General features: G+C 37.8%; 25 protein-coding genes and 1 riboswitch. Of the genes, 6 read left to right on the forward strand and 19 right to left on the reverse strand.

Annotation, left to right across the window (positions count from 1 at the left end; translation table 11 throughout):
- Window positions 1-320: 320 nt before the first annotated feature.
- On the reverse strand, window positions 321-1,514 hold the full coding sequence (locus tag ASG38_RS10725; protein WP_056070399.1) for a homoserine dehydrogenase: 1,194 nt from the start codon (window positions 1,512-1,514) through the stop codon (window positions 321-323).
- Window positions 1,515-1,525: 11 nt separating this feature from the next.
- A complete protein-coding gene (locus ASG38_RS10730) occupies window positions 1,526-2,704 on the reverse strand; it encodes a PLP-dependent aspartate aminotransferase family protein (protein WP_056070403.1) in 1,179 nt (392 codons plus the stop codon).
- A 143-nt stretch (window positions 2,705-2,847) separates the two neighbouring features.
- A riboswitch (SAM riboswitch) is annotated at window positions 2,848-2,956 on the reverse strand.
- A 194-nt stretch (window positions 2,957-3,150) separates the two neighbouring features.
- On the opposite strand from ASG38_RS10730, the gene ASG38_RS10735 reads away from it, so the two are divergent.
- Genes ASG38_RS10735 through ASG38_RS10745 form a run of 3 tightly spaced genes read left to right on the forward strand, consistent with a single transcriptional unit; the run spans window position 3,151 to window position 6,100 of the window.
- Window positions 3,151-3,501, forward strand: a complete 351-nt coding sequence (locus tag ASG38_RS10735) for a VOC family protein (protein ID WP_056070406.1) — start codon at window positions 3,151-3,153, stop codon at window positions 3,499-3,501.
- 3 nt (window positions 3,502-3,504) lie between these two features.
- Window positions 3,505-5,118: a S8 family serine peptidase gene (locus ASG38_RS10740; RefSeq protein ID WP_056070408.1), complete on the forward strand. Its 1,614-nt coding sequence runs from the start codon at window positions 3,505-3,507 to the stop codon at window positions 5,116-5,118.
- Between the two features lie 43 nt (window positions 5,119-5,161).
- Window positions 5,162-6,100 carry a nitronate monooxygenase family protein gene (locus ASG38_RS10745; protein ID WP_056070411.1) on the forward strand — a complete coding sequence of 313 codons (939 nt, stop codon included), beginning with the start codon at window positions 5,162-5,164 and terminating at the stop codon, window positions 6,098-6,100.
- A gap of 208 nt (window positions 6,101-6,308) precedes the next feature.
- Here the strand turns inward: ASG38_RS10745 and ASG38_RS10750 are convergent, their stop codons facing one another.
- From ASG38_RS10750 to ASG38_RS10780, 7 genes are all read right to left on the reverse strand, one after another.
- Window positions 6,309-6,941 (reverse strand): carbonic anhydrase, encoded by a 633-nt coding sequence (locus ASG38_RS10750; protein ID WP_056070414.1) that lies wholly within the window; start codon window positions 6,939-6,941, stop codon window positions 6,309-6,311.
- Between the two features lie 173 nt (window positions 6,942-7,114).
- Window positions 7,115-7,660, reverse strand: a complete 546-nt coding sequence (locus ASG38_RS10755) for a YbhB/YbcL family Raf kinase inhibitor-like protein (protein WP_056070417.1) — start codon at window positions 7,658-7,660, stop codon at window positions 7,115-7,117.
- Between the two features lie 87 nt (window positions 7,661-7,747).
- Window positions 7,748-8,584 (reverse strand): AraC family transcriptional regulator, encoded by an 837-nt coding sequence (locus ASG38_RS10760; RefSeq protein WP_056070420.1) that lies wholly within the window; start codon window positions 8,582-8,584, stop codon window positions 7,748-7,750.
- A 414-nt stretch (window positions 8,585-8,998) separates the two neighbouring features.
- On the reverse strand, window positions 8,999-9,430 hold the full coding sequence (arr, locus tag ASG38_RS10765) for an NAD(+)--rifampin ADP-ribosyltransferase (RefSeq protein WP_056070422.1): 432 nt from the start codon (window positions 9,428-9,430) through the stop codon (window positions 8,999-9,001).
- A gap of 136 nt (window positions 9,431-9,566) precedes the next feature.
- Window positions 9,567-10,982: an alkaline phosphatase gene (locus tag ASG38_RS10770; protein WP_056070425.1), complete on the reverse strand. Its 1,416-nt coding sequence runs from the start codon at window positions 10,980-10,982 to the stop codon at window positions 9,567-9,569.
- Between the two features lie 145 nt (window positions 10,983-11,127).
- Window positions 11,128-12,363, reverse strand: coding sequence for a diaminopimelate decarboxylase (gene lysA, locus ASG38_RS10775; protein WP_056070430.1), 1,236 nt, complete (start codon window positions 12,361-12,363; stop codon window positions 11,128-11,130).
- A 124-nt stretch (window positions 12,364-12,487) separates the two neighbouring features.
- A complete protein-coding gene (locus ASG38_RS10780) occupies window positions 12,488-12,901 on the reverse strand; it encodes a hypothetical protein (RefSeq protein ID WP_157486148.1) in 414 nt (137 codons plus the stop codon).
- A 242-nt stretch (window positions 12,902-13,143) separates the two neighbouring features.
- On the opposite strand from ASG38_RS10780, the gene sucC reads away from it, so the two are divergent.
- The gene (sucC, locus tag ASG38_RS10785) at window positions 13,144-14,337 is read left to right on the forward strand and encodes an ADP-forming succinate--CoA ligase subunit beta (protein ID WP_056070435.1); all 1,194 of its coding nucleotides are present in this window, start codon (window positions 13,144-13,146) and stop codon (window positions 14,335-14,337) included.
- Window positions 14,338-14,392: 55 nt separating this feature from the next.
- On the opposite strand, the gene ASG38_RS10790 is transcribed toward sucC, so the two are convergent.
- The 3 genes from ASG38_RS10790 to ASG38_RS10800 all read right to left on the reverse strand — a co-directional run bounded on the left by ASG38_RS10790 (window position 14,393) and on the right by ASG38_RS10800 (window position 16,213).
- Window positions 14,393-14,914, reverse strand: a complete 522-nt coding sequence (locus ASG38_RS10790; protein ID WP_056070437.1) for a DUF4269 domain-containing protein — start codon at window positions 14,912-14,914, stop codon at window positions 14,393-14,395.
- Between the two features lies 1 nt (window position 14,915).
- Entirely contained in the window at window positions 14,916-15,335 is a 420-nt protein-coding gene (locus ASG38_RS10795) for a DUF1456 family protein (RefSeq protein WP_056070440.1), read from the reverse strand.
- A gap of 83 nt (window positions 15,336-15,418) precedes the next feature.
- Window positions 15,419-16,213 (reverse strand): alpha/beta hydrolase, encoded by a 795-nt coding sequence (locus ASG38_RS10800; RefSeq protein ID WP_056071427.1) that lies wholly within the window; start codon window positions 16,211-16,213, stop codon window positions 15,419-15,421.
- A 56-nt stretch (window positions 16,214-16,269) separates the two neighbouring features.
- On the opposite strand from ASG38_RS10800, the gene ASG38_RS10805 reads away from it, so the two are divergent.
- Entirely contained in the window at window positions 16,270-16,671 is a 402-nt protein-coding gene (locus ASG38_RS10805) for a TerB family tellurite resistance protein (protein ID WP_056070445.1), read from the forward strand.
- Window position 16,672: 1 nt separating this feature from the next.
- On the opposite strand, the gene uvrB is transcribed toward ASG38_RS10805, so the two are convergent.
- The 6 genes from uvrB to rplS all read right to left on the reverse strand — a co-directional run bounded on the left by uvrB (window position 16,673) and on the right by rplS (window position 23,961).
- Window positions 16,673-18,661 (reverse strand): excinuclease ABC subunit UvrB, encoded by a 1,989-nt coding sequence (gene uvrB / locus ASG38_RS10810; protein WP_056070447.1) that lies wholly within the window; start codon window positions 18,659-18,661, stop codon window positions 16,673-16,675.
- A gap of 90 nt (window positions 18,662-18,751) precedes the next feature.
- Window positions 18,752-19,336, reverse strand: a complete 585-nt coding sequence (nudK, locus tag ASG38_RS10815) for a GDP-mannose pyrophosphatase NudK (RefSeq protein WP_056070450.1) — start codon at window positions 19,334-19,336, stop codon at window positions 18,752-18,754.
- 25 nt (window positions 19,337-19,361) lie between these two features.
- Window positions 19,362-20,024 (reverse strand): thiamine diphosphokinase, encoded by a 663-nt coding sequence (locus ASG38_RS10820; protein ID WP_056070452.1) that lies wholly within the window; start codon window positions 20,022-20,024, stop codon window positions 19,362-19,364.
- Between the two features lie 111 nt (window positions 20,025-20,135).
- The gene (locus tag ASG38_RS10825; RefSeq protein ID WP_056070455.1) at window positions 20,136-22,358 is read right to left on the reverse strand and encodes an NADP-dependent isocitrate dehydrogenase; all 2,223 of its coding nucleotides are present in this window, start codon (window positions 22,356-22,358) and stop codon (window positions 20,136-20,138) included.
- 358 nt (window positions 22,359-22,716) lie between these two features.
- On the reverse strand, window positions 22,717-23,478 hold the full coding sequence (locus ASG38_RS10830) for a hypothetical protein (protein WP_056070458.1): 762 nt from the start codon (window positions 23,476-23,478) through the stop codon (window positions 22,717-22,719).
- A gap of 132 nt (window positions 23,479-23,610) precedes the next feature.
- A complete protein-coding gene (rplS, locus tag ASG38_RS10835) occupies window positions 23,611-23,961 on the reverse strand; it encodes a 50S ribosomal protein L19 (RefSeq protein WP_056070461.1) in 351 nt (116 codons plus the stop codon).
- A gap of 407 nt (window positions 23,962-24,368) precedes the next feature.
- Here rplS and ASG38_RS10840 point away from each other — a divergent pair, with 407 nt between their 5' ends.
- Window positions 24,369-24,779: a response regulator gene (locus tag ASG38_RS10840; protein WP_056070464.1), complete on the forward strand. Its 411-nt coding sequence runs from the start codon at window positions 24,369-24,371 to the stop codon at window positions 24,777-24,779.
- Window positions 24,780-24,891: 112 nt separating this feature from the next.
- On the opposite strand, the gene trmD is transcribed toward ASG38_RS10840, so the two are convergent.
- Window positions 24,892-25,569 carry a tRNA (guanosine(37)-N1)-methyltransferase TrmD gene (trmD, locus tag ASG38_RS10845; protein ID WP_056070468.1) on the reverse strand — a complete coding sequence of 226 codons (678 nt, stop codon included), beginning with the start codon at window positions 25,567-25,569 and terminating at the stop codon, window positions 24,892-24,894.
- Window positions 25,570-25,635: the final 66 nt, after the last annotated feature.

Here is a 25,635-nt window from a genome sequence, read left to right on the forward strand (position 1 = left end):
GTACTAAGCTCCTAAGGTGCTAAGTCTCGTGCTTTTGTATGCAAAAGAGAAATCATTGAAAACAGGCTTTTTGGAATTGCTTCCATTTCGTTCAGATTTCCCAAATCCGCGTAATTATTTTAATCCGTGTTCATCCGCGTTCTAAAATACGAAGTTGATTAATGAGGTGTTAAGGTTCTGAGGGACAAAGTTGCTAAGTTTTTTAGCGTAAACTTTTCGATTATTATAAAAAGTTATAACCTATCATAAAATAAAAACCCGACAATCACTTGTCGGGTTTTTTTGAACAAAATATATAACGAACAAAACTAAACAGCTAATTAAGCAATATCCAACAGCACAAAAGACTTGTCGATACTCTCATCAAAATGGATATTTCTTAGTTTTTCCAAAGAAATAGTACCTGTAATATAACCGGATTCATGATTCAGATAGGATTCGTCTATAGCAGAAAAATGTTTCTTTAAAGTAACCGCATCTTCTATCTGGTGCCTTAGGAAAACTTTCAGATTAACATCGTCAGACAGGCTGTAATCTTCCTGCTGCGCAATTTTTTTATACTCGTATTGATAATCATAGCTCAAAGCTGAAATATCGCTTAACACAGCCGAAGCCGTTGGATGTGCTCCGGCACCTTTGCCCACAAAAAACTGTTCGTCTGCAAAACTGGTTTTCGTAATCACACCATTAAAAACATCATCAACATTAAACAGACGGTCTGCAGAATCCACAAATTTCGGAATAACGAAAGCAGTAATGTTTCCGTCTGTATTTTTAAAAGCCTGCGCAACTAATTTGATTTTTAACCCTTTTTCACGGGCATATTTCAATTCCAATCCGCCAATATTATCAATCCCGATATTCAGGAGATTTTCAGGTCTGGCAATATATCCGAAAGAATGAGCCAAAAGAATCAACAGTTTGTATTTGGCATCAAAACCGCCGGTATCTAAAATAGGGTTGCTTTCTGCAAATCCTTTTTCCTGAGCTTCTTTTAAAGCTTCCTCATACGATAAGTTCTCCTTAAAAGTCTTGGTGAGTATATAATTGGTTGAACCATTCACAATACCCTGTATAGATTCCAAAAGGTCGTTATCATAGTATTCTTCTAAATTCCGGATAATAGGCATGCTGGCGCAACAGGCAGCTTCATAAAGTAAGGGCACCTTGTGTTTTCGTTGCAATTCCAATAATTCTTCAAAATGCTCTGCAATCATTTTTTTGTTGGCAGAAACTACTGCCTTTCCACTTTTTAAAGCGGTTTTAACGATTTCATAAGCCGCATCCGCATCGTCAATAAGTTCTACAATAACATTGATTTCCGGGTCGTTGAAAATATCATTTTTATCGAAAGTGAAGTTTTCGGCTGCAATTTCGCGTGGTTTGTTTTTATCCTTGACACAGATTTTTCTGATGTCTGCTTTTAACCCCGGTGTTTTCTGCAAAACCTCATACAATCCGAAACCCACACATCCGAATCCAAATAATCCTATATTTAATTTTTTTCTTGACATTGTTCGTGCAATTAATTTTTATGGAATTCAACAGTAGCATTTTCCTTCACAGCATTTTCCAATGCCTGTTTTATGTCGGCAATTAAATCATCAGCATCTTCCAAACCCACAGAAAGTCGGATTAGGCTGTCGGTCACGCCAGATTGGTATCTTTTTTCAGCAGGAATTGATTTATGAGTCATTTCACATGGAAGGCAACACAGGCTTTTCACACCACCTAAACTTTCAGCCAACTGGAATAATTTCGTTCCCGATACAATTCTTGAAGCCAGTTCCTTATCGTCAATAACCAAATCAAAAGTCACAACACCTCCAAAATATTTCTGCTGACTTTTGGCAATTTCATGATTGCGGTGGGTTTTCAAGCCCGGATAATAAACATTACGGACTAGTTTTTCAGTAGTCAGGAATTCGGCAATTTTTTGTGCATTTTCAGCATGCTGCCTGATTCTTAAATTAAGGGTTTCAATACCGCGAATAACCAGCCAGCTGTCAAACGGCCCTAAAATAGCACCGGAAGCATTCTGGATGAATTTAATTTTAGCGCCTAATTCTTCCGTAGCAGTAATGACCAGACCGGCTATCAGGTCACTGTGTCCTGAAATATATTTTGTAGCACTGTGAACAATTAAGTCGGCACCAAAATCAATTGGTTTTTGGGCGATAGGAGAGGCAAAGGTATTGTCTACGCAGAACAGGATGTTGTTTTCTTTTGCAATTTTTCCAATGGCACGCAAATCTGAAATCTTTAATGTTGGATTGGTCGGAGATTCAATCCATATCAGGGCTGTCTTGTCACTGATGGCATCAGCAACGTTCTTTGCATCGGTTGCATCAACATACGTTACCTGTATCCCGAATTTTTCATACACATGGGTAAACAGGCGGAAAGCACCTCCGTAAATATCATCTACGGCTATGATTTCGTCTCCGGCCGATAGTAATTTCACTACTGCATCTATCGCAGCTAATCCGCTGGAAAAAGCATAACCGTTGGTTCCGTTCTCCAGTTTGGCTACCAGGTCTTCAAGAACTTTTCGTGTAGGATTATTGCTTCTGGCATAGTCGAAACCTTTGTGAACGCCTGGAGCATCCTGAACAAAAGTAGAAGTCTGGTAAATTGGCACCGAAATGGAACCTGTTAGTTTATCAACCGGAATGTAGTTTAAAATTTGAGTTTGCTCTTTCATCTTGATTCGTTTTTAAGATTTAATATTTTTTGCTTTTAAAAAAATATTCGAAACCAGATATCGGAAAGGGCATAAAATAAAAATGCTCCTCCGATAAGTCAGAAGAGCAAATAATATCTCGAGTTATTATGTACTATTTTCTAAGCTTATCTTTCCCTGCCAAAGCAAGGGTTGAATGTGGCACCTTATCCTCAAAAGGACAGGTTGCCAAGACGTCATAGGGTCAATTCCCTCGGTCTTTCTGGATAAGAATAATCTTTTAAAGAACTTGGTTGCAAATTTAGAGTATAAATTTTTTAAAAACCTAATAAAAAATAAAATATTTTATATTTAATTGATTTTCAATGCATTGAATTAGATGTAAAGGGCTTTAAATAGTCAGCTTTAAAGTGTTTTATAAAATTTCATTTTCGTAAATTTGACATTCATATCTAAAAAATATTGATTTGAATTCAAAAATAACCCAAATTATTCCCCAGCTTCCTTCTTTAGACTTTGAAAAATCCAAACAATTTTATCAGGAAATTTTAGGCGGTAAATTAGTAGGTGAATATGAAGACCTTTTAATTTTTTTATGGGATGATAATGAAATACACCTTTGGAAATGCAATGAAAAAATAGTTCCGGAAAATTCAAGCTGCTACATTCGGGTAAATGATATTGAAGCTGTTTTTGAACGGTATAAAAAAATTCTTGGAGATAAGATAGCACTTAAAAACCAGCCTTGGGGAATGCGGGAGTTTTATATTATTGACGATAGCGGCAATTTGTTTAAGTTTGGACAGCCAATTCAATAACTTATGAAAAAAATTACTTTTTTAATAGTCTTGTTGTCAGGTTTCTGGGCTGTGGCTCAGGAAGATGCCTGGGTTTATTTTACAGATAAGCCCGATGCCGCCCACTACATGGCAAACCCACTGGAGATGCTTTCGCAGCGAGCACTTGACAGAAGAACAAGACAGAATATTGCATTAGACGAAAAGGATGTCCCTATTTCCGTATCGTATATTAATCAGGTGACGGCTTCGGCAGGAATTACAGTCAAAGCCAAATCAAAATGGATGAATGCATTGCATATCAGGGGTACGGTAGAAGCCATTCAAAACCTCGAAACCCTCACTTTTGTCGACCATATCCAGTTTGCTAATCCAACTTTGAATACTGCGGGCCGTGCCATGCGTCAGTCGCAATTGGCAAATGGGAATAAAAATTTAGAAACTCAGGTAAGTTTCGGATATGGAACATCGGCCAACCAGATTCAGATGCTAAAAGGCAATCTGTTACACCAGCAGGATTTTACCGGAAACGGAAAAATAATCGCTGTTATGGATGCCGGTTTTCCCAATGTAAATACTGCCCAACCTTTCCAACGACTTATTACCAATAATAAAATTTTAGGTGGTTACGATTTTGTAAACAGAAATACGAATTTTTATACAGGTGGAACACACGGTACCTTAGTACTTGCAACTATGGGCGGTTATGTTGAAAATCAATTAGTTGGAACCGGGCCGGATGCTTCGTATTATCTTTTTATAACAGAGGATATTTTGGATGAAAATCCGGTTGAGGAATCCTATTGGGTTGAAGCTGCTGAAATGGCAGACAGCCTTGGTGTTGATATCATTAATACTTCGCTGGGATATTTCATATATAACAACCCGGGTTATAGTTATGAATATGCTGACATGAATGGCACAACAGCCTTTATTTCACGTGGTGCAGATATTGCCTTTTCAAAGGGAATGATTTGTGTTGTTTCGGCAGGCAATTCAGGAGCAGGGGCTAATCCTAATATTTCGGCGCCGGCGGATGCGGTTAATGCGCTGGCGGTAGGTGCTGTAGCGCCGGATAGTAGTTATGCCGGTTTCAGCTCTATCGGGCCTTCATTTGATGGCAGGGTAAAACCTGATATAATGGCACAAGGGCAGCAGGCTGTGGTTTCTGATACATTCGGAAATATTGTTACTGCTAACGGAACCTCTTTTTCGTCGCCTATAATTTCAGGTATGGTAGCTTGTTTATGGCAGGCTTTTCCAGATAAAACAAATGTGGAAATTATACAGCTAATAAAACAGTCGGCCCATTTATATAATACGCCCAACAATCAATTTGGTTATGGGATTCCGGATTTTAGCAGGGCATTAGCTAATGCTTTAGATACTCCTGTTTTTTCTGAAAACTCATTTTTAGTATATCCAAACCCGGCTAATTCTGTTGTCAATCTTGTCATTCCGGAATCTTATGAAGAAGTCCGGATTTTTATTTACAACCAGTTAGGACAAGAAATAATGAATAGTAAAATTAAAAGAGAAAACCCGGTTTTTTCTGTAGAAAACCTGCAATCGGGTATCTATTGGTATAAAATCAAAGCAGGCAATAATTATAAAACAGGAAAATTGGCTGTTAAATAGTATCTTTAAAAACAAAACAAATAATAAACCATAACTAAATTAAATGAATAAGATTACACAGCTTTTCAATATTCAGTATCCAATAGTTCAGGGTGGCATGATATGGAACAGCGGTTATAAGTTAGCAAGTGCGGTTAGTAATGCCGGAGGCTTGGGATTAATAGGAGCAGGGTCAATGTATCCGGATGTCCTTCGGGAGCACATCCAGAAATGTAAAAAGGCGACAGATAAGCCTTTTGGTGTCAACGTTCCGATGCTCTATCCGAATATTGAAGAAATCATGAATATTATTGTAGAAGAAGGCGTAAAAATCGTTTTTACTTCTGCAGGAAATCCTAAAACATGGACTGCTTTTTTAAAAGAAAAAGGAATTACAGTCGTTCATGTTGTCAGCAGTTCAAAATTTGCCCTGAAAGCGCAGGAAGCAGGTGTTGATGCTGTTGTTGCTGAAGGTTTTGAGGCAGGCGGACATAATGGAAGGGAAGAAACGACTACATTAACTCTCATTCCGATGGTTCGCGAAAAAATACAAATTCCATTGATAGCTGCAGGAGGAATTGCAACCGGAAGAGGAATGCTGGCGGCGATGGTTTTGGGTGCCGATGGCGTTCAGGTAGGAAGCCGTTTTGCCGCATCAATTGAAAGTTCGTCCCATGCTGATTTTAAACAGACAATTGTTGATTTGGAAGAAGGCGGAACCCAGGTGACTTTGAAAGAACTGGCACCGGTACGACTAATCAAAAATAAATTCTATCAGGATATTCAGGAGCTTTACGCCAAATGTCCGACTACAGATGATTTGAAAGTTTTGTTGGGAAGAGCCCGCGCTAAAAGAGGAATGTTTGAAGGCGATTTAGTGGAAGGCGAACTTGAAATTGGCCAAATTTCAGGACTGATTCACGATATAAAACCCGTAAAAGAAATTGTCGAGAATATGGTTTCAGAATTTGAAAAAGCAAAACAGGAAGCTGTTTCTTTATAAAAGAATCCCTTTGCAGAGCAAAGGGATTCTTTTTTAATTGATTATCTGAACTTTACACCAAAAAATAAACCCAGGTTTATGTTTTCTTTCTTTGCGGCTCTGCGCCTTTGCGTGAAATAGTTGCTCGCAAAGACGCAGAGCCGCAAAGTTTAATAGTAGAATCGTTAAAAGTTACCTTTTTGCCATAACTTCCCGATAGTCATTGTTTTTAATCATGACCAAGATTATAGATCTCCATGATGTTTTTCATGATGCGGTCAATATCCAGTTTCAGGTCAATCAGTTTTCCGGAGTGAATGTCAAAAACCCAACCGTGAATCTGAAGCCCTCTTTCGTTGTATGCTTTTTGCACTTCGGCAGTTTTAACCAAATTAACACACTGCTCCTGTACATTTAATTCAACCAGCCTGTTGTATTTTGCAGTTTCATCTTCAATAGCATTCAGTTCATTTTTATGCAGTCTGTATACATCGCGTATATTTCGAAGCCAAGGATTGAGTACACCCAAATCTTCAGCCTGCATGGCTGCTTTTACTCCTCCGCAGAAGTAATGCCCGCAAACCACAACATGGTTGACATGCAAGTAATTCACGGCATAATTCAATACAGACATTACGTTAAGGTCAATACTGATTACCATATTGGCGATATTTCTATGTACAAAAACTTCTCCGGGAGAAACACCCATCAAATCTTCTGCAGTAACACGACTGTCAGAACATCCAATGTAGAGAATATCCGGATTTTGTCCCTTTGATAAGTTTATGAAATAGTCCGGATCTTTTTGCAATTTTTCAGCAATCCATTTTTCATTATTTCGGAATACTTTTTCTAGTTCCATAGTATACGATATAGTTGGAAGATTTTTATAGGATAAAGATAATCAATTAACATAAATCCGAAAAAAAAAGTCACGTTTCAAAAAACATTCCTGAATATAAATTGGCTGGATAACCCGAATAAAACGGTGCTGTCCCGATTGTTGCAACAGCACCTTTATATCACAATCAGATTTTATCTTTTATAATAAGCCACTATACTTGCTTTTGCCAATGTCTGGTTCCAAAGGTTAAAACCGACTACTGCCGGGTTTGTATTTTCGTCCAGTCCTAATTTATCGGTTTTTAAGGCATATACAGTTATAATGTATTGGTGAAATCCGTGTCCTTTTGGTGGACAGGGACCTCCGAATCCTTTGATGCCATAGTCTGTAATACTTTGGATAGCTCCTTTTGGGGCCAAGTTCAATTGTACGCCCGCATTGGTCACAAGTTCTTTTGTACTTGCAGGAATGTCAAATACAACCCAATGCCAGAATCCGCTTCCTGTCGGCGCATCGGGATCATACATGGTAATAGCAAAACTTTTTGTTCCCTCGGGTGCGTTTTTCCATGATAATTGAGGTGATTGATTGTCTCCGGAACAGCCAAAACCACCAAACTCCTGTATTTTTGTAGCTTCTCCTCCAAGATCTTTACTGGATAAGGTAAATGTTTTTTGTGCAAAAAGTGGGACTGAGAACAGCAGGGAAACTACCAGAATAAAGTTTAATTTTTTCATTTTATTACGATTTTAAAATTTTAACAAAGTTAGTTTTCGCAATAAAGGAGGAGCTAAGAGAGATGCTCAAAAACTGTTGCCGGAAGTTCAACTTTTATGATGCTGCCCCGGCGTGGTTCCATATTTTATTTTATAGGCCTGAATAAAACTGGATAAGTTCTCGTAGCCCACTTCGAAATAGATTTCGGTTGCACTTTTGTGTTCTTTGCTAATCAGGTGATGGGCATATTCAAGCCTTTTATTCTGAAACCATTTTACGGGCGATTGTGCGTACTGTTTTTCAAATTCGCGTTTGAAAGTAGAAATACTCATATTACATAAAAAGGCCAGTTCTTTTAAGGTTAGTTTGTTGAGTTGGTTACTTTCTATGGTGCGGATAAATTTTCGGGTACTATCATTATTATTTGAAATAAGAGAATTCAGAAAATGAGTGCCGTGTAATTCTGTGAGATATAGCATTATTTCCTGAAATTTAACCTCCAGCAGATTGTTCCTTATTTTACCCGAAAGTTTTAAGATGACAGTAAGACTCTGAATAAAGTTCCTGATAAATTCATCGTATTCAAAAGCATGTACGGAGCTGTTTTTCTGGAAATCTGTATTGGTGAATTCTATACTTTCTATAAATTTTGAAAGAGCAGTGTCCGAAAAGAAAAACAGCAGACTTCTGTAATTATTCCTGTCAGATAATTGTTCTGTCATGAGGCAGTGCCCCGATTTCATCAAAACAAATTTCGAGTTGTTTATCGATAAAGAGGAATTGTCGAATATAACGTCTTTATAACCTTCTAACAGAAAACTAAAAGTGTTTTGGTTGAGTATGATTTGTTGTTTGGAAATTTTCCGGGATGAGGAATAATCAAAAATCTGGACGGGTAGAGAGGTGTCTATAAGTAATGCATCAGGAATTGTAATACTATTCATGGCTTTCTGGCTTTTATGCTATATGTGGATGTTCTATTTTTTCAGTCAAGATTAGATTTTGAGATACTTGTTAATTGAAAGTCTACCGTTAGACCTTACAGTTTTGCCCCTAATGCAAAACGTGTTTATGCATCATTTTTTGCGGGTTCGTAAATTACCCTTTTTGTTGTTCAAAATAAAAAATTTCTTAAATGCCATACCAATTTTTCAAGAACTTTTATTGAACTAAAAGTGTCTTTCAGGGCTTGCCCAACTATTTTTTTAATTCCAGAAATATAAAAGCCAAAATCAAGACGCTTTTTTACAGTTTCTGCAGCAATTAATTGTTTTTTAATGTTTTATGTAGAATCTGAATCCGATGTCATATTCATTTTTGTCTTAGTCCACACAGCCCATAAATTTTTAAAGCTGTTATTAGTCGTTGAGTGAATTGACACCTTGTGCTTTTAATTTTTCGAGATGGTCTTTCATTGTCTTAACCTGGTCTGCCGGGTGTCCTTGCCAAATGGTTACTTCTCCAACCACCTTGAAAGGTTGCGTTGAACGATATGATTTTGTTGGATTTCCCGGGAATTTTTTATCAGTCAAATCCGGGTCATCTTCTATTTCACCAGTAGGCTCTACCAAATAAATTCTTTCCTGTCCTTCACCAAAAGCCAGTTCGGCACCCCAGATTGCAGCATCCAATGTTGCGGATAAAAAAATGTATTTTGCATTTTTCTGTTGTCCGTAGTTTGAAGTATAGCCTACTTTAATCAGGTCGCCAATTTTCAAGTCTGCCTTTGTTCCATGAAAATAGGTTTGTTCAAATGGTGTGGGTCTTTGTTCGTTTTTCTTTTGCTCCATTGTCAAATTTATGGTTTTATTATCCTGTTTTCTTTCTGATTAATTTAGAGACAATATAAATGAAGATAAGAAAAAATCCTGTCTTGATAATCGGACAGGATTTTTATAAAAAGTAAATTCCTAAATTCATGAGAGTTTAAAACTTATTCTCAACTTCTGCCGCCTGAAGCATTAAATAATGCAGGTCTGTGTTTTTAACAAAAGGCTTTAGAAGCTCGCTTCCGGGACCAAACATAGCCAATTCAACATAATCAGCGGAGTGGTCCATACTAATCCAGCCCACAGAATTTGTTTTTTGCTGCATTTCAGAATAAGCCTTGTAAGGCAGTTTTTTATAATTGTAGAGGCCTTCTTCTTTGTGCAATCCGTCATAATAGCTAAGTATTGTTTTGGCTTCTTCGTCAGAAGGAGTATGCCCGTTTGCTTTTTCAATAACTTCTTTTACCTGCGAAATCGAAAAATTCGGGCTTATCTGGTTCAGTATCCATTCGTTGGTTTGTGTGTACTTTTGAATGCTGTCAAAATTATCATTGGCATTCTTTCCGTAGATAACTCCCGGATTGGCATTTCCGTGGTCGGTTGTAATGATAACCAGGGTTTCTTTGTCTTTTTCGGCAAAGTCTATAGCAACCTTTACGGCTTCGTCAAAAGCAATCTGGTCGTTTATCAAAGCTGCAATATCATTGGCATGGGCAGCCCAATCCACTTTTCCACCCTCAATCTGAAGTACGAATCCGTTTTTGTGACCTTTCATACGGTCAATTGCCTTTTGGGCCATTTCGGCCAGGGTAGGAACTGTTTTCTTTAAATCGTCATTGCTATTTCGGTCTACAGAATAAGGAAGCGCATCATCAGAAAAAACGCCTAATACCGGTTTGTCATTTGAGGTATTGAACATTTCCGAACGTGTTTTGGCAATCTGATAACCTTTTGCCTCGAATGCGGCAAACATGTCTTTTTTATCTTTTCTTGTTTGTGGTGAAAAATAATTTTTACCACCGCCCATCATAATATCAAATCCTAACTCAAGATAAATTTCCGCTATATCATCCTGGCTGTTTCTGCTTTTGCTGTTGACGCAAAATCCGGCAGGAGTAGCATGGGTGATTGGAACCGTAGTGACGCATCCCGCCATTTTTCCGGTCTTTTTGAATTTTTGCCAGATAGGAAGATGTGGCTTTCCGTCGGGACCCACATTCAGCGAACCGTTATTCACACGAAAACCGCCGCCCCAGGAGGAACTGGCTGCTGCAGAATCTGTAACAATTGAACTGGCAGAAGCCGTGTCCATTAAAGCTCTTGAAACCCGATTGTCTTTATATAATTGAATCCAGTTGGAACCTTTTCCATATTTTCGGTTTAGGAATAAGTCGGCCATATTAAGTGTTCCGGTACTCATTCCGTCGCTAACCAGTAAAATAATATTTTTGGCTTTTTTATTTTTATTAATCGTTTCAAAATCCAAAACATTGGCGTTGCCCTGAAAGGGATTCAAAACTGCAGTTCCGATTGTAAAAAGTGAACCGTTTTTGAAAAATTTCCTTCTATCCATGTGGTAAAATCTTTGTGAAGCCCAAAGATAATGAACAATCATTTTACAGCGATTAACTATTTGTTATTTTATCTGTGAAACTTTTGCAAAAAAAAAGCCCCAAGCAAAAGCTATGGGACCTCTCCTCAAAATATACTTAACCTAACTAATTTTTAGAAACCAGTTCGTAGCTTTTGTCAAACTCCATGACAACCTGATTTCTTATTAAATCTTCAAAATTTTCTCTTTCTCTGATTAGATGCCCTTTCCCTTCATACCATAAGACTTCAGCAGGTTTAAACCTTGAATTATAATTGGATGACATCGAAAAGCAATAGGCGCCTGCATTCCTGAAACACAGTACATCACCTTCTTTGATTTCGGCAATTCTTCGATTGTTGGCAAAGGTGTCTGTTTCGCATATATAACCAACGACAGAATAAAAACGTTCTTTACCTTTCGGGTTGGAAATGTTTTCGATATGGTGCTGCGAACCGTAAAACATAGGTCTTATCAAATGGTTAAACCCGCTATCGATTCCGGCAAAAACAGTAGAAGTTGTTTGTTTTACCACATTTACTTTTGCGAGGAAGAAACCGGCTTCGCTAACCAGAAATTTACCGGGTTCGAATGCAAGAGTCAAATCACGGCCATATTCCTTACAGAAGGCATTAAAGCGCTTGCTTAATTTTTTGCCCAGCTCTTCAATATTGGTTTCGATATCGTCTTTCTTGTAGGGTACTTTGAAACCGCTGCCAAAATCAAGAAATTCCAGATTGCCGAAATGTTTTGCCGTATCAAAAAGTATTTCTGCCGCATACAGAAATACCTCAATATCCAGAATATCGGAACCGGTGTGCATGTGAATTCCATTGATGTTCATACCTGTGTTTTCGACAATTCGTAGCAGGTGAGGCATTTGATGTACCGAAATTCCAAACTTGCTGTCAATATGTCCTACAGAAATATTGGCATTTCCACCAGCCATGACATGCGGATTGATTCTGATGCATACAGGGATTGATGGGTATTTTGCTCCAAAGTGTTCCAGCACCGATAAGTTGTCGATATTAATCTGAACGCCAAGGTGGGCCGCTTCTTCAATTTCTTCAAAGGAAACACCATTAGGAGTGTAGATGATTTTGTCCGGCGAAAACCCGGCATGTAATCCCAACTGCACTTCCTGAATGGAAACGGTGTCCAGACCTGATCCCATTTCTTTTAGAAGTTTTAGGATTGATATGTTTGATAATGCTTTTACAGCATAATTTATACGCAGGCTTCCAACCTTTGAAAATGCATCCGTCAGTCGTGTATATTGAGACTGGATTTTTGCAGCATCATATACATACAGCGGACTTCCGAATTCTTCTGATAATTGCAGTAAATCTTTCGTTTGCATAACATTAATTCTTTATATGCAAAACTATAATCTAATTCTTTATGAGGCAAAATAATAACTAATATTAACAAAAAACAACAAATTGTTTAATTTTGAACTTTTATTGGTTTAAAATAAATATTTTTTAACGAATAAATTTAAGAATTAATCCATCTGCTTCACCCTGGTTAATCTGTAATGAGGCGGCGGTTGTAGAATAGCAACCATAATTTACTCCTTCAAGGAATATGTTTTTGTTACACGTTCCCGGAGATACATCATGGTTTTCGATAAAATAACCGTAATTTCCTGACTCAAATACATCCTGTTTGGAATCGTCTGTATTGTTGTTCACAACCGTGAAAGTATGGTTGGATGTATTAAAGTTCCATTGTATGGTTCCCGGCTCAAACTGATGCCTGATTCCGGCAATGGTACCATTGACTTCTATTAATTTCCATGTTCCTTGTAATGAAGTATCATTCGTATTGTCGTCATCATTATTGCAACCAGATAACAGTATCATTGCAAACAGGCTTAAGAGTTGAAGTGTTTTCATGATTATTTGTTTTGATAAGCGATTATTTTGTTTTTGATGTATAATAAAGATGTTAAAAAAATAAAAAAGTTGCTTCTTATTTGTGTTTTTAATAAAAAATATGGAATATCAGAAGTTCATTAATAGACAAAAAAGTTATATCAAAATAGGCATACAGGTATCAAATAAAAGAAATAATTCTTTCGCTGATTAGATGAAAATTGTATTTTTGTGGCACTTTTAAAAAGTCAAAAAACTTCAATATGGATATACACGAATACCAAGGAAAAGAAATATTAGCCAGCTACGGCGTGAAAGTTCAACGTGGTTATGTTGCCAATAATCCTCAGGAAGCTGTTGCGGTTGCAAAGCAGTTAACAGCTGAAACAGGAACGGGATGGCACGTGATTAAAGCTCAGGTTCACGCAGGTGGAAGAGGAAAAGGTGGAGGTGTGAAATTGGCTAAAAATTTACAGCAGGTAGAAGAGTTGGCAGAACAAATCATAGGAATGCAATTGATTACTCCTCAAACTTCTGCTGAGGGAAAAAAAGTACACAAGGTTTTGGTTGCTGAGGATGTTTACTATCCTGGTGAAAGCGAAACTTCAGAATTCTATATGTCAGTTTTATTGAATAGAGGTAAAGGCCGTAACATGATTATGTATTCTACTGAAGGTGGAATGGACATTGAAGAAGTTGCTGAAAAAACACCTCATTTGATTTTTACTGAAGAAATCGATCCTACTGTAGGATTGCAGGCTTTCCAGGCAAGAAGAATTGCATTTAATCTTGGGCTTTCCGGAAATGCTTTTAAAGAAATGGTTCAGTTTGTAGATTCTCTATACAAAGCTTATGTTGGTTCAGACGCTTCTATGTTTGAAATCAACCCGGTTTTAAAAACATCTGACAACAAAATTATTGCTGTTGATGCAAAAGTTAATTTAGATGACAATGCATTGTACAGACACCCTGCTTTGGCAGAAATGCGCGATATCCGTGAAGAAAATCCTATCGAGGTTGAAGCAAAAGCGGCAGGTCTTAATTATGTTGACCTTGACGGAACTGTAGGCTGTATGGTTAACGGTGCCGGTCTTGCTATGGCAACAATGGACTTAATTAAATATGCAGGTTTTGAGCCGGCTAACTTCCTTGATGTAGGAGGAACTGCTGATGCTAAACGTGTGGAGTTGGCTTTCAGAATTATCTTGAAAGATCCAAACGTAAAAGCTATCCTGATTAACATTTTTGGAGGAATCGTTCGTTGTGACCGTGTTGCTCAAGGTGTTATTGATGCTTACAAAAACATGGGTGACAGCATTAATGTGCCAATCATTGTTCGTTTGCAGGGAACTAACGCAGAACTTGCTAAAGAAATGATTGACAACTCTGGAATGCCGATTTTATCTGCAGTACAATTCCAGGAAGCAGCAGATCAGGTAAAGGCTGCACTTAGCTAATAATCTATTTTTATCCAATAAAAAAATCCTAATCGAAAGATTAGGATTTTTTGTTTTATTCCAGTTGAAGCAATGCTTCATAGGGATTTCCCTGTAAGCCTAAGAGCAGTGCAAAAGCAGGTTCAGTCTTATAGCCCCGTTCTTTTAATTCGAGTATTTTTTTTCGGAATTCTTCTCCCTGCTGTTCTAAAATTTTATACTCTATGAGCATGTGGCGGTAACCATATTGTTTTTCTACAGCTATAGCCTGTCCAAAAATTTCTATTTCGAAATTGCCCAGGATAAAGCTGGAGATTATCGTTTCATGACCATTGATTATGGTTTCAGAAATTTGAAACCCGGCTTTATTTCCAAAAGTATCTTTAATATGATTATGGAAAGCATTTTTGTTAGTCCAACAACAGGCAATATCCAAATCGCTTGAGGAAATATCAATAGATATTGGAATCGTTCCTACCAGTACCGGACTAAACTCTGAAAGTTTTTCAAGAACCGCATGCTGCATTAAGGTCTGATAGGCTTCCCGCTGTCTGTTATTTCCGGATTTAAGATATTCTATTGTTAGAAAATCAATCAACTTATGCTTTTTTGTTTTTTCCGTTGTTGAATTTTACTTTTTCTACAGGATTGAACTTGCTTTCAACTTTTTTAGGTTTAAAGTTTTTTGCAGGAGATTTTACAATTAGTTTTTTGGGAGTTTCTTTTGGAGTAACCTTTTTGGTAGCCGATTTTAACTGCGCCTTGTTTTTATTGATTACATCCATGGCGTTGGTAGGATTTTCTTTTGTTCCGCGCAAATGAATAATCAGGCCGTTTAGAAAATTACGCAGTACCTGGTCACCGCATTCCATATAGTTTGGATGGTCGTGTGCCCTGAAAAAAGCGCCTAATTCGGCTTTGGAGATTCTGAAATCTACCAATTGTAGTATGTCTACTATCTGGTCATCACGAAGCTGTAAAGCTACGCGAAGCTTTTTGAAAATATCGTTGTTGTTCATATCCTTGATTTGTTGCAAAGATAGATTATATTTTTAATAACCTTACCCTGGCAGGGTTTAAAACCCTGCCAGGGTAAGGTTATTTACAACAACCACAAAACAGCTTTCGAAAATCCTTCACGCCATAATTTTTCGCCATGTTGCCCGCCTTTTACAATAACGGTTTTGTCCAGCTTCAGGCAGTAACACCTGTTATGGTCCAAAAGTTTTTTTATTTTTTGGGCATCAATAACCATATCGTCACTTTCGGAATCGCCATACAGGAAATAGATTTTAGCTTTGATTTTTTCTGATTTTTCAGTCAGGGTGTATATTTCGTCTGAAAACCAAAATGAAGGGGAGAAAACACCCGCTTTTCCAAAAACTTTCGGATATTTTAATACGGCATAATACGAAACAAGCCCTCCTAAAGAACTCCCGAAAATTACAGTATTGCTGGCATTGGTTTTAGTCCTGTAACTTTTATCAACATAGGGTTTTAATGTGTTTACAATAAAATCCAGATAATCATCAGCTTTGCCGCCACCATGTTTTTTATTTGGAAAAGGTGTAAGTTCGTCCACCCGTTTTTCGTTTCCATGTTCAATGCCAATAACAATAACCTGGGCTTTGAGGCTGTCCAATGTTTCGTCAACATTCCATTCGCCAGCAAAAGAAGTTTTGGCATCAAACAGATTTTGTGCATCGTGCATATAAATTACAGGATATTTTTTAGTGGAAGTCAAGTAGTTCTTTGGAAGATAAACCCATATTTTCTTTGTGGTTTTTAATTGGGGCGCTTCTATCTCAAAAGTGCTGACCTGTGATGAGGCCGTACTTTCCTGTGCTTTTAGATTCAGAAAAAGACAGAACAGGAAAATTGTGAATAAATATCTCAAAGGAATAATTTTAGGGATGGACAAAAAAGAATATTTTAGCTAAAAATAAGGATTTAATGAACACCTACGAACAAAAGTTAAGCCTTCTTGCTGAAATGATTGCCTTTGCTATTGTGGACGGAAAACTCCACGATAGAGAATATCAATTTTTAAGTATTGTCGCTCAGGAACTAAAAGTCAAAAGTGAGGACTTTAAAAATCTTTTCCATGAGGAATTAAAAGCGCTTCCTATAAAATCAGAACAGCAACGAATTCAGCAATTTTACAGACTGGCTTTATTGATGCACTGTGATGGCGTATTGCATGAAAAAGAAGTAATAGCCATCAAACAGATGGGTGTGAATATGGGATTAAATCCTTTTGCTATCAAAAGAATTCTAAAAGCAATGGAGGAATCGCCAAACGGAATGATAGACCCTGAAATGTTGATTGAAATTTTTAAGGAACAGTTGAATTAGCTTATATCTTTTCCTGCAGGGCCTTTATTTCATCTCTGTATTTCGCCGCCTGCATAAAATCTAAATCTTTAGCTGCTTTTTCCATCGCTTTTCTGGCCTCACGGATTTTTTTCTCAATTTCTGGTTTTGTCAGGTATTGACTTTCCGGTTCGGCAGCTTTCATGGCCTGCTTTTCAAAATATTGGGTGGAAACGGAGTTTCGCGCTAAGGTACTGTCGATTTTTTTGTTCAGGGCTTTTGGTACCAGATTGTGTTCTTTATTGTAATTAATCTGTTTTTCCCTTCTGTAATTGGTCTGGTCAATGGTTTTTTGCATGCTGGCCGTAATCTTGTCGGCATACATAATGGCTTTTCCGTTGATATTTCTTGCCGCTCTTCCTACGGTTTGGGTGAGCGAACGTGTATTTCTTAAAAAACCTTCCTTGTCGGCATCCAAAATGGCCACCAGTGATACTTCCGGAAGGTCTAATCCTTCCCTTAGCAGGTTGACACCAATTAATACATCAAAAAGTCCTTTTCGCAAATCCTGCATGATTTCTACACGTTCCAGTGTGTCTACTTCAGAATGGATATAACGACAGCGAATGGCTACTTTGGCAAGGTATTTTGTGAGTTCCTCCGCCATTCTTTTTGTAAGCGTGGTTACTAAAACACGTTCGTCCAATTCAACGCGCTGTTGTATTTCTTCAATAAGGTCGTCAATCTGGTTCAGGCTTGGACGTACTTCAATTATAGGGTCCAGTAATCCTGTAGGGCGAATAATCTGTTCGACATAAACACCTTCTGATTTTTCCAATTCATAATCAGCCGGAGTTGCAGATACGTAAATAACCTGATTCTGCATGGCTTCAAATTCTTCAAACTTTAACGGACGGTTGTCCATAGCGGCCGGTAGTCGGAAGCCATATTCCACCAGATTTTCTTTTCTTGAGCGGTCACCGCCATACATGGCGTGAACCTGCGAAACGGTAACGTGGCTTTCGTCTACCACCATAAGATAGTCTTTCGGGAAATAATCCAAAAGACAGAAAGGTCTTGTGCCCGGAAGTCGGCCGTCAAGATATCTCGAATAATTTTCAATACCGGAACAATAGCCTAATTCGCGAATCATTTCGAGGTCGAAGTTGGTACGTTCTTCCAAACGTTTTGCTTCAAGGTGTTTCCCGATTTCTTTGAAATAATCTACCTGTTTTACCAAATCCTGCTGAATTTCCCAGATAGCGCCGTTCAGTACTTCGGGAGAAGTCACAAACATATTGGCCGGATAAATATTCAGATTGGTGTATTTTTCCAATACCATCGAGGTTTTTGGGTCAAAGGCTTCAATTTCTTCAATTTCATCACCAAAAAAATGTATCCTGAAAGGTTCGTCTCCATAACTTGGAAATACTTCTACCGTATCGCCTTTGATGCGAAAAGAGCCGGGATTGAATTCGGCTTCAGTTCGGGCATACAATGCCTGCACTAATTTGTGCAATAGTTTTGTTCTGGAAATTACCTGGTTTTTTTCTAAAGAAACGACATTCTTTTGGAATTCCACAGGGTTACCAATACCATACAGGCAGGAAACAGAAGAAACAACCAAAACGTCTCTGCGTCCGGAAAGCAGGGAAGAGGTAGTGCTCAATCGCATTTTTTCCAATTCCTCATTAATGGAAAGGTCTTTTTCAATATAAGTACCCGTTACAGGAATAAAAGCTTCCGGTTGATAATAGTCGTAGTAAGAAACAAAATATTCTACTGCATTGTTTGGGAAAAACTGCTTGAACTCTGAGTAGAGCTGGGCTGCAAGCGTCTTGTTATGAGCCAACACAAGTGTTGGTCTTTGTACTTCCTGAATAACGTTTGCCATCGTAAACGTTTTTCCTGAACCAGTGACTCCCAATAGCGTCTGGAAGCGCTCTCCGTCCTTAATGCCCTTGCTTAATTTTTCAATGGCTTGTGGCTGGTCGCCGGTAGGTTTGTAATCAGATACGACTTGAAATTTCATGTGGGATTGAAGTTTAAGTAACAAAGTTACAAAGGAAAACAGGAAAAAAACTTTAGGAAACCTTAAAAGTTATGTCTTGATAAAAAGTATCTATTCCAACAGGTTGTTGATTTTTGCATATTGCAAAAGCATGATGGTTTTGGCATCTTTTATTTCTCCGGTTTCAATCATCTGCATGGCTTTTTCAAAAGGAATTTCAAGAACATCAATATTTTCATGCTCAGTAGAAAGCCCGCCACCTTCGCTTACTTTCATGTCTTTTGAATACTCGGCCACAAAGAAGTAGATGATTTCTGTAACGGAGCCGGGAGACATGTAGGCCTGAAAAACTTTTCGAACCTGTGTCAGGCTGTATCCGGTTTCTTCTTCGGTTTCACGTTTGATGCATTCTTCCGGATTTTCTTCTTCCAGAAGCCCGGCACAGGCTTCTATAACCATTCCTGTTTCATTGCCGTTTACAAAAGTAGGCATACGGAACTGGCGGATAAGGATGACCGTTTTTTGTGTTTTGTTGTAAAGAAGAATAGTAGCGCCATTACCACGGTCGTAGACTTCTCTGGATTGGGTTTCCCAACTGCCGTCTTTTTTTTGGTAATCAAAGACAATCTTTTTGAGGATGTACCAGTTGTCTGAAAGGATTTCAGAACTTTTTATTTTTATAGCCGGGTTGGTCATATCGTATCAGATTTGGTTTTAATACTTAATCAAAACATTCCATTAATAATAAATCGCCTTCTTTGTGCTCAATAGTTACTATGCCATCTTGCGCGGCATGGTTACTGCTTCCGGTTCTATAGCCCATGGTCAGGGTTTCGTCGTGTAGGAGGTAGTCGAGATTGGTTGACGTGATGCCATGAACAGTTCCTACCGGAATAATTGAAATAGGAAAGCCCTTAGGGTACCATTTTTCGTATCGTTTTGGCAATTGGAAAATTTTAGAATGGTCGTCAAGAATAACGATTTTCAACTTGTCTTGAAAACGTACAATATTGGTCATATTAGTGATAGTATGGTCGGCTCTGCGTCCGGTAGCCCATATAACATTTACGGCTTTGTGTCCTTTTTCGACCAAATAGTCGAAAGCCTTTTCCAAATCTGTTTTTTCCTGGTCAGGTGCATACACGATTTCTAACGGAAATTGCAGAGCCTTGTAATATTCGATATCCAAACCGTTGTCAAAATCGCCTAACAGCACATCGACTTTAATGCCTAATGGCAATACTCTTTCTATGGCAGAATCCAAAACAATGACTAAAGGTGACCATTCTAACAATTGCCCCATTAGTTCACTGCTGCATGAAGCTCCATTAGCAATGATTAAAGCAGGTTCCTGGTCGTCTCGGACAATATGGTGGCTTGACATTTTTTAATTATGAATTGCGAATTATGAATTACGGATAAATGATTGAAACGTAAAAATATAAAAAAGACGACCGTTTACAGTCGTCTTTTTTTATAAAATAAGTTAAAAAGATTAAGCCAGTTTAGCCAATGCTTTATTTAATGTTTCGCTTGGTCTCATGGCTTTGTCGGTCAAATTAAAATCAGGCTTGTAATAACCGCCAATTTCCTGGTGTTTTCCTTGAGCGCCAATTAATTCTTCATTGATTTTAGCTTCGTTATCAGTAAGTTCTTTGGCTATTTCAGTAAAGGTTGCCTTCAATTCAGCATCTTTATTCTGAGCTGCTAAAGCTTGCGCCCAGTATAAGGCAATGTAAAAGTGCGAACCTCTGTTGTCAATCTGTCCTACTTTTCGGGCTGGCGATTTGTCGTTGTCTAGGAATTTCTCTGTAGCCTGGTCTAAAGTTTCAGAAAGAACCAATGCTTTTGAGTTGTTCAGGGTTTGTCCTAAGTGTTCCAAAGAAGCTCCAAGAGCCAAAACTTCCCCAAGAGAATCCCAACGCAGGTAGCCTTCTTCGATGAATTGTTCTACGTGTTTTGGTGCAGAACCTCCGGCTCCGGTTTCAAATAAACCGCCACCATTCATCAACGGAACGATAGAAAGCATTTTGGCTGAAGTTCCAAGTTCAAGAATAGGGAATAAGTCAGTCAGGTAATCACGCAAAACATTTCCTGTTACAGAAATTGTGTCTTTTCCATCCTTGATTCTTTCCAAAGAAAGTTTCGTTGCTTCAACCGGATTCATAATTTTAATGTCCAATCCGTTTGTATCGTGGTCTTTTAAGTAAAGTTTTACTTTTTCGATTAATTGTCTGTCATGGGCTCTGTTTTCATCCAACCAGAAAATAGCAGGAGTGTCAGATAATCTGGCTCTGTTAACAGCCAGTTTTACCCAGTCCTGAATTGGAGCATCTTTTACCTGGCACATTCTGAAAATATCGCCTTTTTCTACTTTTTGTTCTGTCAGGATTTCTCCTTTTGAGTTGATAACTTTTACGGTTCCGTCTGCTGTCATCTGGAAAGTCTTGTCATGCGAACCATATTCTTCGGCTGCCTGTGCCATCAAACCTACGTTTGGAACGCTTCCCATTGTTCTTGGGTCAAAAGCCCCGTTTTTCTTGCAGAAGTCGATAGTAGCAACATAAACACCGGCATAAGAACGGTCCGGAATGATGGCTTTTGTGTCCTGTCCTTTACCGTCTTTGTTCCACATTTGTCCTGATGTGCGAATCATAGCCGGCATAGAAGCATCTACAATTACGTCAGAAGGAACGTGCAGGTTGGTAATTCCTTTATCAGAATTTACCATAGCAATAGCAGGCCCGTTTTCATAAACTGCATTCAGGGCGGCTTCTATTTCTGCCTGTTTCGGATGTCCGGCAATTTTTGCATAAACATCACCCAATCCGTTTTTAGTATCGATGCCAAGTTCTGCAAACAGGTCTTTATATTTTTCAAAAACAGGAGCAAAGAAAACATCTACGATGGCTCCGAAGATAATCGGGTCAGAAACCTTCATCATCGTTGCTTTTAAGTGTACAGAAAATAAAACACCTTTTGCTTTGGCATCTTCAATTTCTTTAGAGATAAAGCTTTTTAATGCTTTCATGCTCATTACTGAGCTATCAATAATTTCTCCGGCTTTTAGCGGAGAAGTGTCTTTTAATAATTTTGTAGTGCCGTCATTACCTACGAATTCAATTTTGAAAGTATCGGCATCCTTGATAGTTACGGATTTTTCACTTCCATAAAAATCACCTTCACTCATACTGGCTACGTGGGTTTTTGAATCTGCGCTCCAGGCACCCATAGAATGCGGGTGTTTTTTAGCATAGTTCTTTACTGCTTTAGGAGCTCTTCTGTCAGAGTTTCCTTCACGCAGAACCGGGTTTACAGCAGAACCAAGTACTTTAGCATATTTAGCCTTGATTGCTTTTTCTTCGTCTGTCTGAGGGTTTTCAGGAAATTCAGGAAGGTTATATCCTTGTGCCTGTAATTCTTTGATGGCTTCTTTCAATTGAGGAACCGAAGCTGAAATGTTAGGTAATTTGATAATGTTTGCTTCTGGTGTTGTGGCCAGTTTTCCAAGGTCGGCAAGATTATCATTGATTTTCTGTTCCGGTGTAAGAAAGTCTGAAAGGTTGGCGATGATTCTTCCGGCCAGTGAAATATCTTTGGTTTCAACAGTAATTCCTGCCGGAGCAGTGAAGGCCTTTACGATTGGTAAGAATGAGTGGGTAGCAAGCATCGGAGCTTCGTCCGTAATTGTATAAGAAATCTTAGCTTTATCTGACATTTTCGAAAAAAATTTGTTTGTTTATTCTTGTTTGTAAGGATTGCAAATATATGAAAACGATAACGAATTAAAGAATTTAGAGAAAACGAAAACGTTTGATTTAAGGAATTGGTAATTAAAAGATTGATAAATGCGAAATCAGTAAATAACTGTAAAATTTTAACGCGGATATTTTATAAGTTGGGAAATATTTTAGTGGCTTTGTGGCTTTGCGAGCAAACTATTTCACGCAAAGATGCAGAGCCGCAAATTTTATTACTATTGAATTTGTATATGGGGTAGTAACTTTTTTTTTTAAAATAAAAAGCAGCTATAAGATGAAACCTATAGCTGCTGGTAAGCTGTTTATAAGAAGATTTTAATAGAATAAATAATCGGCAGCGCTATTGCTGTCTTTGTTGATGGCTTTCGGGAATCCGTTTTCGTTGTATTCGTACGTATTCATAACTTCAACTACACTTGGGTCTTGAATAAGGCTGTTGCTGATGCAGTTTTTTGAGCTTCCCACATTAGTCGTAAAGCCATTAAAATGTACCGAATTGTAAAAATAATGATACAGGGATAGCTTATTATATCCGGTAACATTTTTTAAAGGATGGTTTTTATTGTCGTAAGTATATCTCACAGAAGGTCTTGGTCTTCCGCCATTCAAATAGACATATTCTGAAATTTCATCGTCTTTCATCGTAAAATACCCTACAAAATCATAAGAACTTCTATAGGCTCTAGCGACAAAATTTACGGTATCCTGCCCAACATAGGTAAACTCAACAGTCAATGGATTGTCACTTTCCTGGACGAATTTTTTTAATTTTCCATTAGGAAGATATTCAAATTCTACCGTTTGCGTTAATGTATTGTCGGTGTCCGGATTGGTGTACCAGCTAATTTTTGAGATATTGTTTCCGTTGTAATCAAATTTTTTATTTTCCCTGACGCTTCTGGCTTCCAGTAATTTTTTGCCGTCATATTTATAAAGCGTTTCGTAGCTTGTGCCATTGCTTTGAGTGATGGTCTTTTTTAAGAGCACATCGGCTGTAGTATCATGCGGTTGCGATGAGTCGTCGTTCGAGCATGAAAGAAGTATGGCAAGACAAAATAGTAAAGCTATTTTTTTCATAATGTCTGATTTTAGGAAAGTTGCATGCAATAGGTAAAGGTATGATTTTTTATTTCATATTGTATCTTAAAAATTGGGCATAAAAAAATCCCGAAGTAATTCGGGATTTTTTTATAACTAAAAGACGTTAGATTATCTTCTCTTGTCTTTAATTTTAGCTTTTTTACCTGTAAGTTCTCTGAAGTAGAAAATTCTTGCTCTACGAACTTTACCGGTTTTGTTGATTTCAATTTTCTGTAAAGCAGGCATATTCACAGGGAAGATACGCTCAACTCCAACAGAACCAGACATTTTACGGATTGTAAAAGTTTCAGTCGTTCCAGAACCTCTTCTTTGGATTACAACTCCTTTGAAGAACTGAGTTCTTGTTTTTTCACCTTCTTTAATTTCGTAGTAAACTGTGATTGTGTCACCAGCTCCGAATTCAGGAAAATCTTTTTTTGTTACAAATTCGTCTTTAACGAATTTCATCAAATCTGCCATTTTGTTTGATTTAAATATTTGATTATCAGAGCAACATTCACGATTATCGCCAGAGGTTGGTCCAAAGTGGGTGCAAAGATAGGAAAAGTTATGAATTATGAAGTATGAATGGGAGATTTTTTTATGAAAAATATGAATGAATGAAGAAGGAGATGGTAAATGTAAGTTTGCAGATAGCAGTTTTAAGTTTGCAGATTACATAATTTCAAGTATTAAAAAGCCACTCCTTGTAATCCGGCTGGTTTGTGTTAAAGTTATTTTTTAATATTCAATAAATTATCATTATCTTTGAATAATTATTAACCCGGATTTACCGAAAGCTACTTTCTAAGCGAAACTTTCTAAACCTCTTAAAGATTTTCTTTCAAACTAACTTTTTGCAAGTTCGTAATGAAAATCTTATGGTTATGTCAAAAAACATTTATCTCGCAGATGATGACTGCGATGATGTCGAATTTTTCAAGGATGCGCTAAATGAAATAACTTTTGGCTTCCATCTTACGATTTCCAGCAACGGACAGGATCTTCTGGATAAGCTTCATAACAGCTGTCTGCTTCCTGATATAATCTTTATCGACCTAAACATGCCTATCATGGACGGTTTTGAAGCCCTATCCCTGATAAAAACGGATGAAGTCTTAAATTCAATACCTACGGTAATATATTCTACAAGTTCAAACATGAACCACATTACAAAAGCCTATGAATTGGGAGCAAGCTCCTATTTCAAGAAGCCTTCCGATTTCAAATCATTAAAAAATGAGCTTGAAAAGGTTTTGTTAATTGACTGGAAAAATTTTATACAATCTATAGAATAGGTTAGCCATTAAAAAGCCACTTCAACAGGGGTAAAATTTAATTCTGCTTTTACGGGTGGTTGCTAGTCGTCTGCCTTCAGAAATCTAAAATCTGAAATCTGAAATCTGAAATCTACCTATCCAACAAATCCGGTCTTCTATTCTTCGTATGCTCAAAAGCTTTGTCCTCGCGCCATTGGTCAATTTTGGCAAAATGCCCGCTTAGCAAAATATCCGGCACTTTCCAGCCTTTGTAGTCGGAAGGTCGCGTGTAGATTGGTGGCGATAACAGGTTGTCTTGAAAACTGTCTGTCAAGGCTGAGGTTTCATCACTTAATACACCAGGAATCAGTCGGATTAAAGCGTCAGACAATACAATAGCTCCTAATTCTCCACCCGAAAGCACATAATCTCCAATCGAAATTTCCTTTGTAATCAGGTGGTCACGAACCCTTTGGTCGACACCTTTATAATGACCACATAAAATGATAATGTTTTCTAATGACGACATCTTATTGGCCATGCCCTGATTTAGGGTTTCTCCGTCCGGAGTCATGTAGATGATTTCATCATAGTTGCGTTCGCTTTTAAGCTTTGCAATACAATCATCGATAGGCTGAATCATCATTACCATTCCGGCACCTCCGCCAAACTGATAATCGTCAACATTCTTCTGCTTATTTGTTGTATAGTCTCTCAAATTATGAAAATGGACTTCTACCAGTCCTTTGTCAATCGCTCTTTTCATGATAGAGGCTTCGAAAGGGCTTCTTAATAATTCGGGAAGTACGGTGATAATGTCGATTCTCATTTTGGGATTTAGGATTTTAGATTTAGGATTTGTGATTTCAGTTCAAAAATCTTAAACCACAAATCA

The sequence above is a fragment of the Flavobacterium sp. Leaf359 genome, from assembly GCF_001423985.1.
Classification (GTDB): Bacteria; Bacteroidota; Bacteroidia; order Flavobacteriales; family Flavobacteriaceae; genus Flavobacterium; species Flavobacterium lindanitolerans.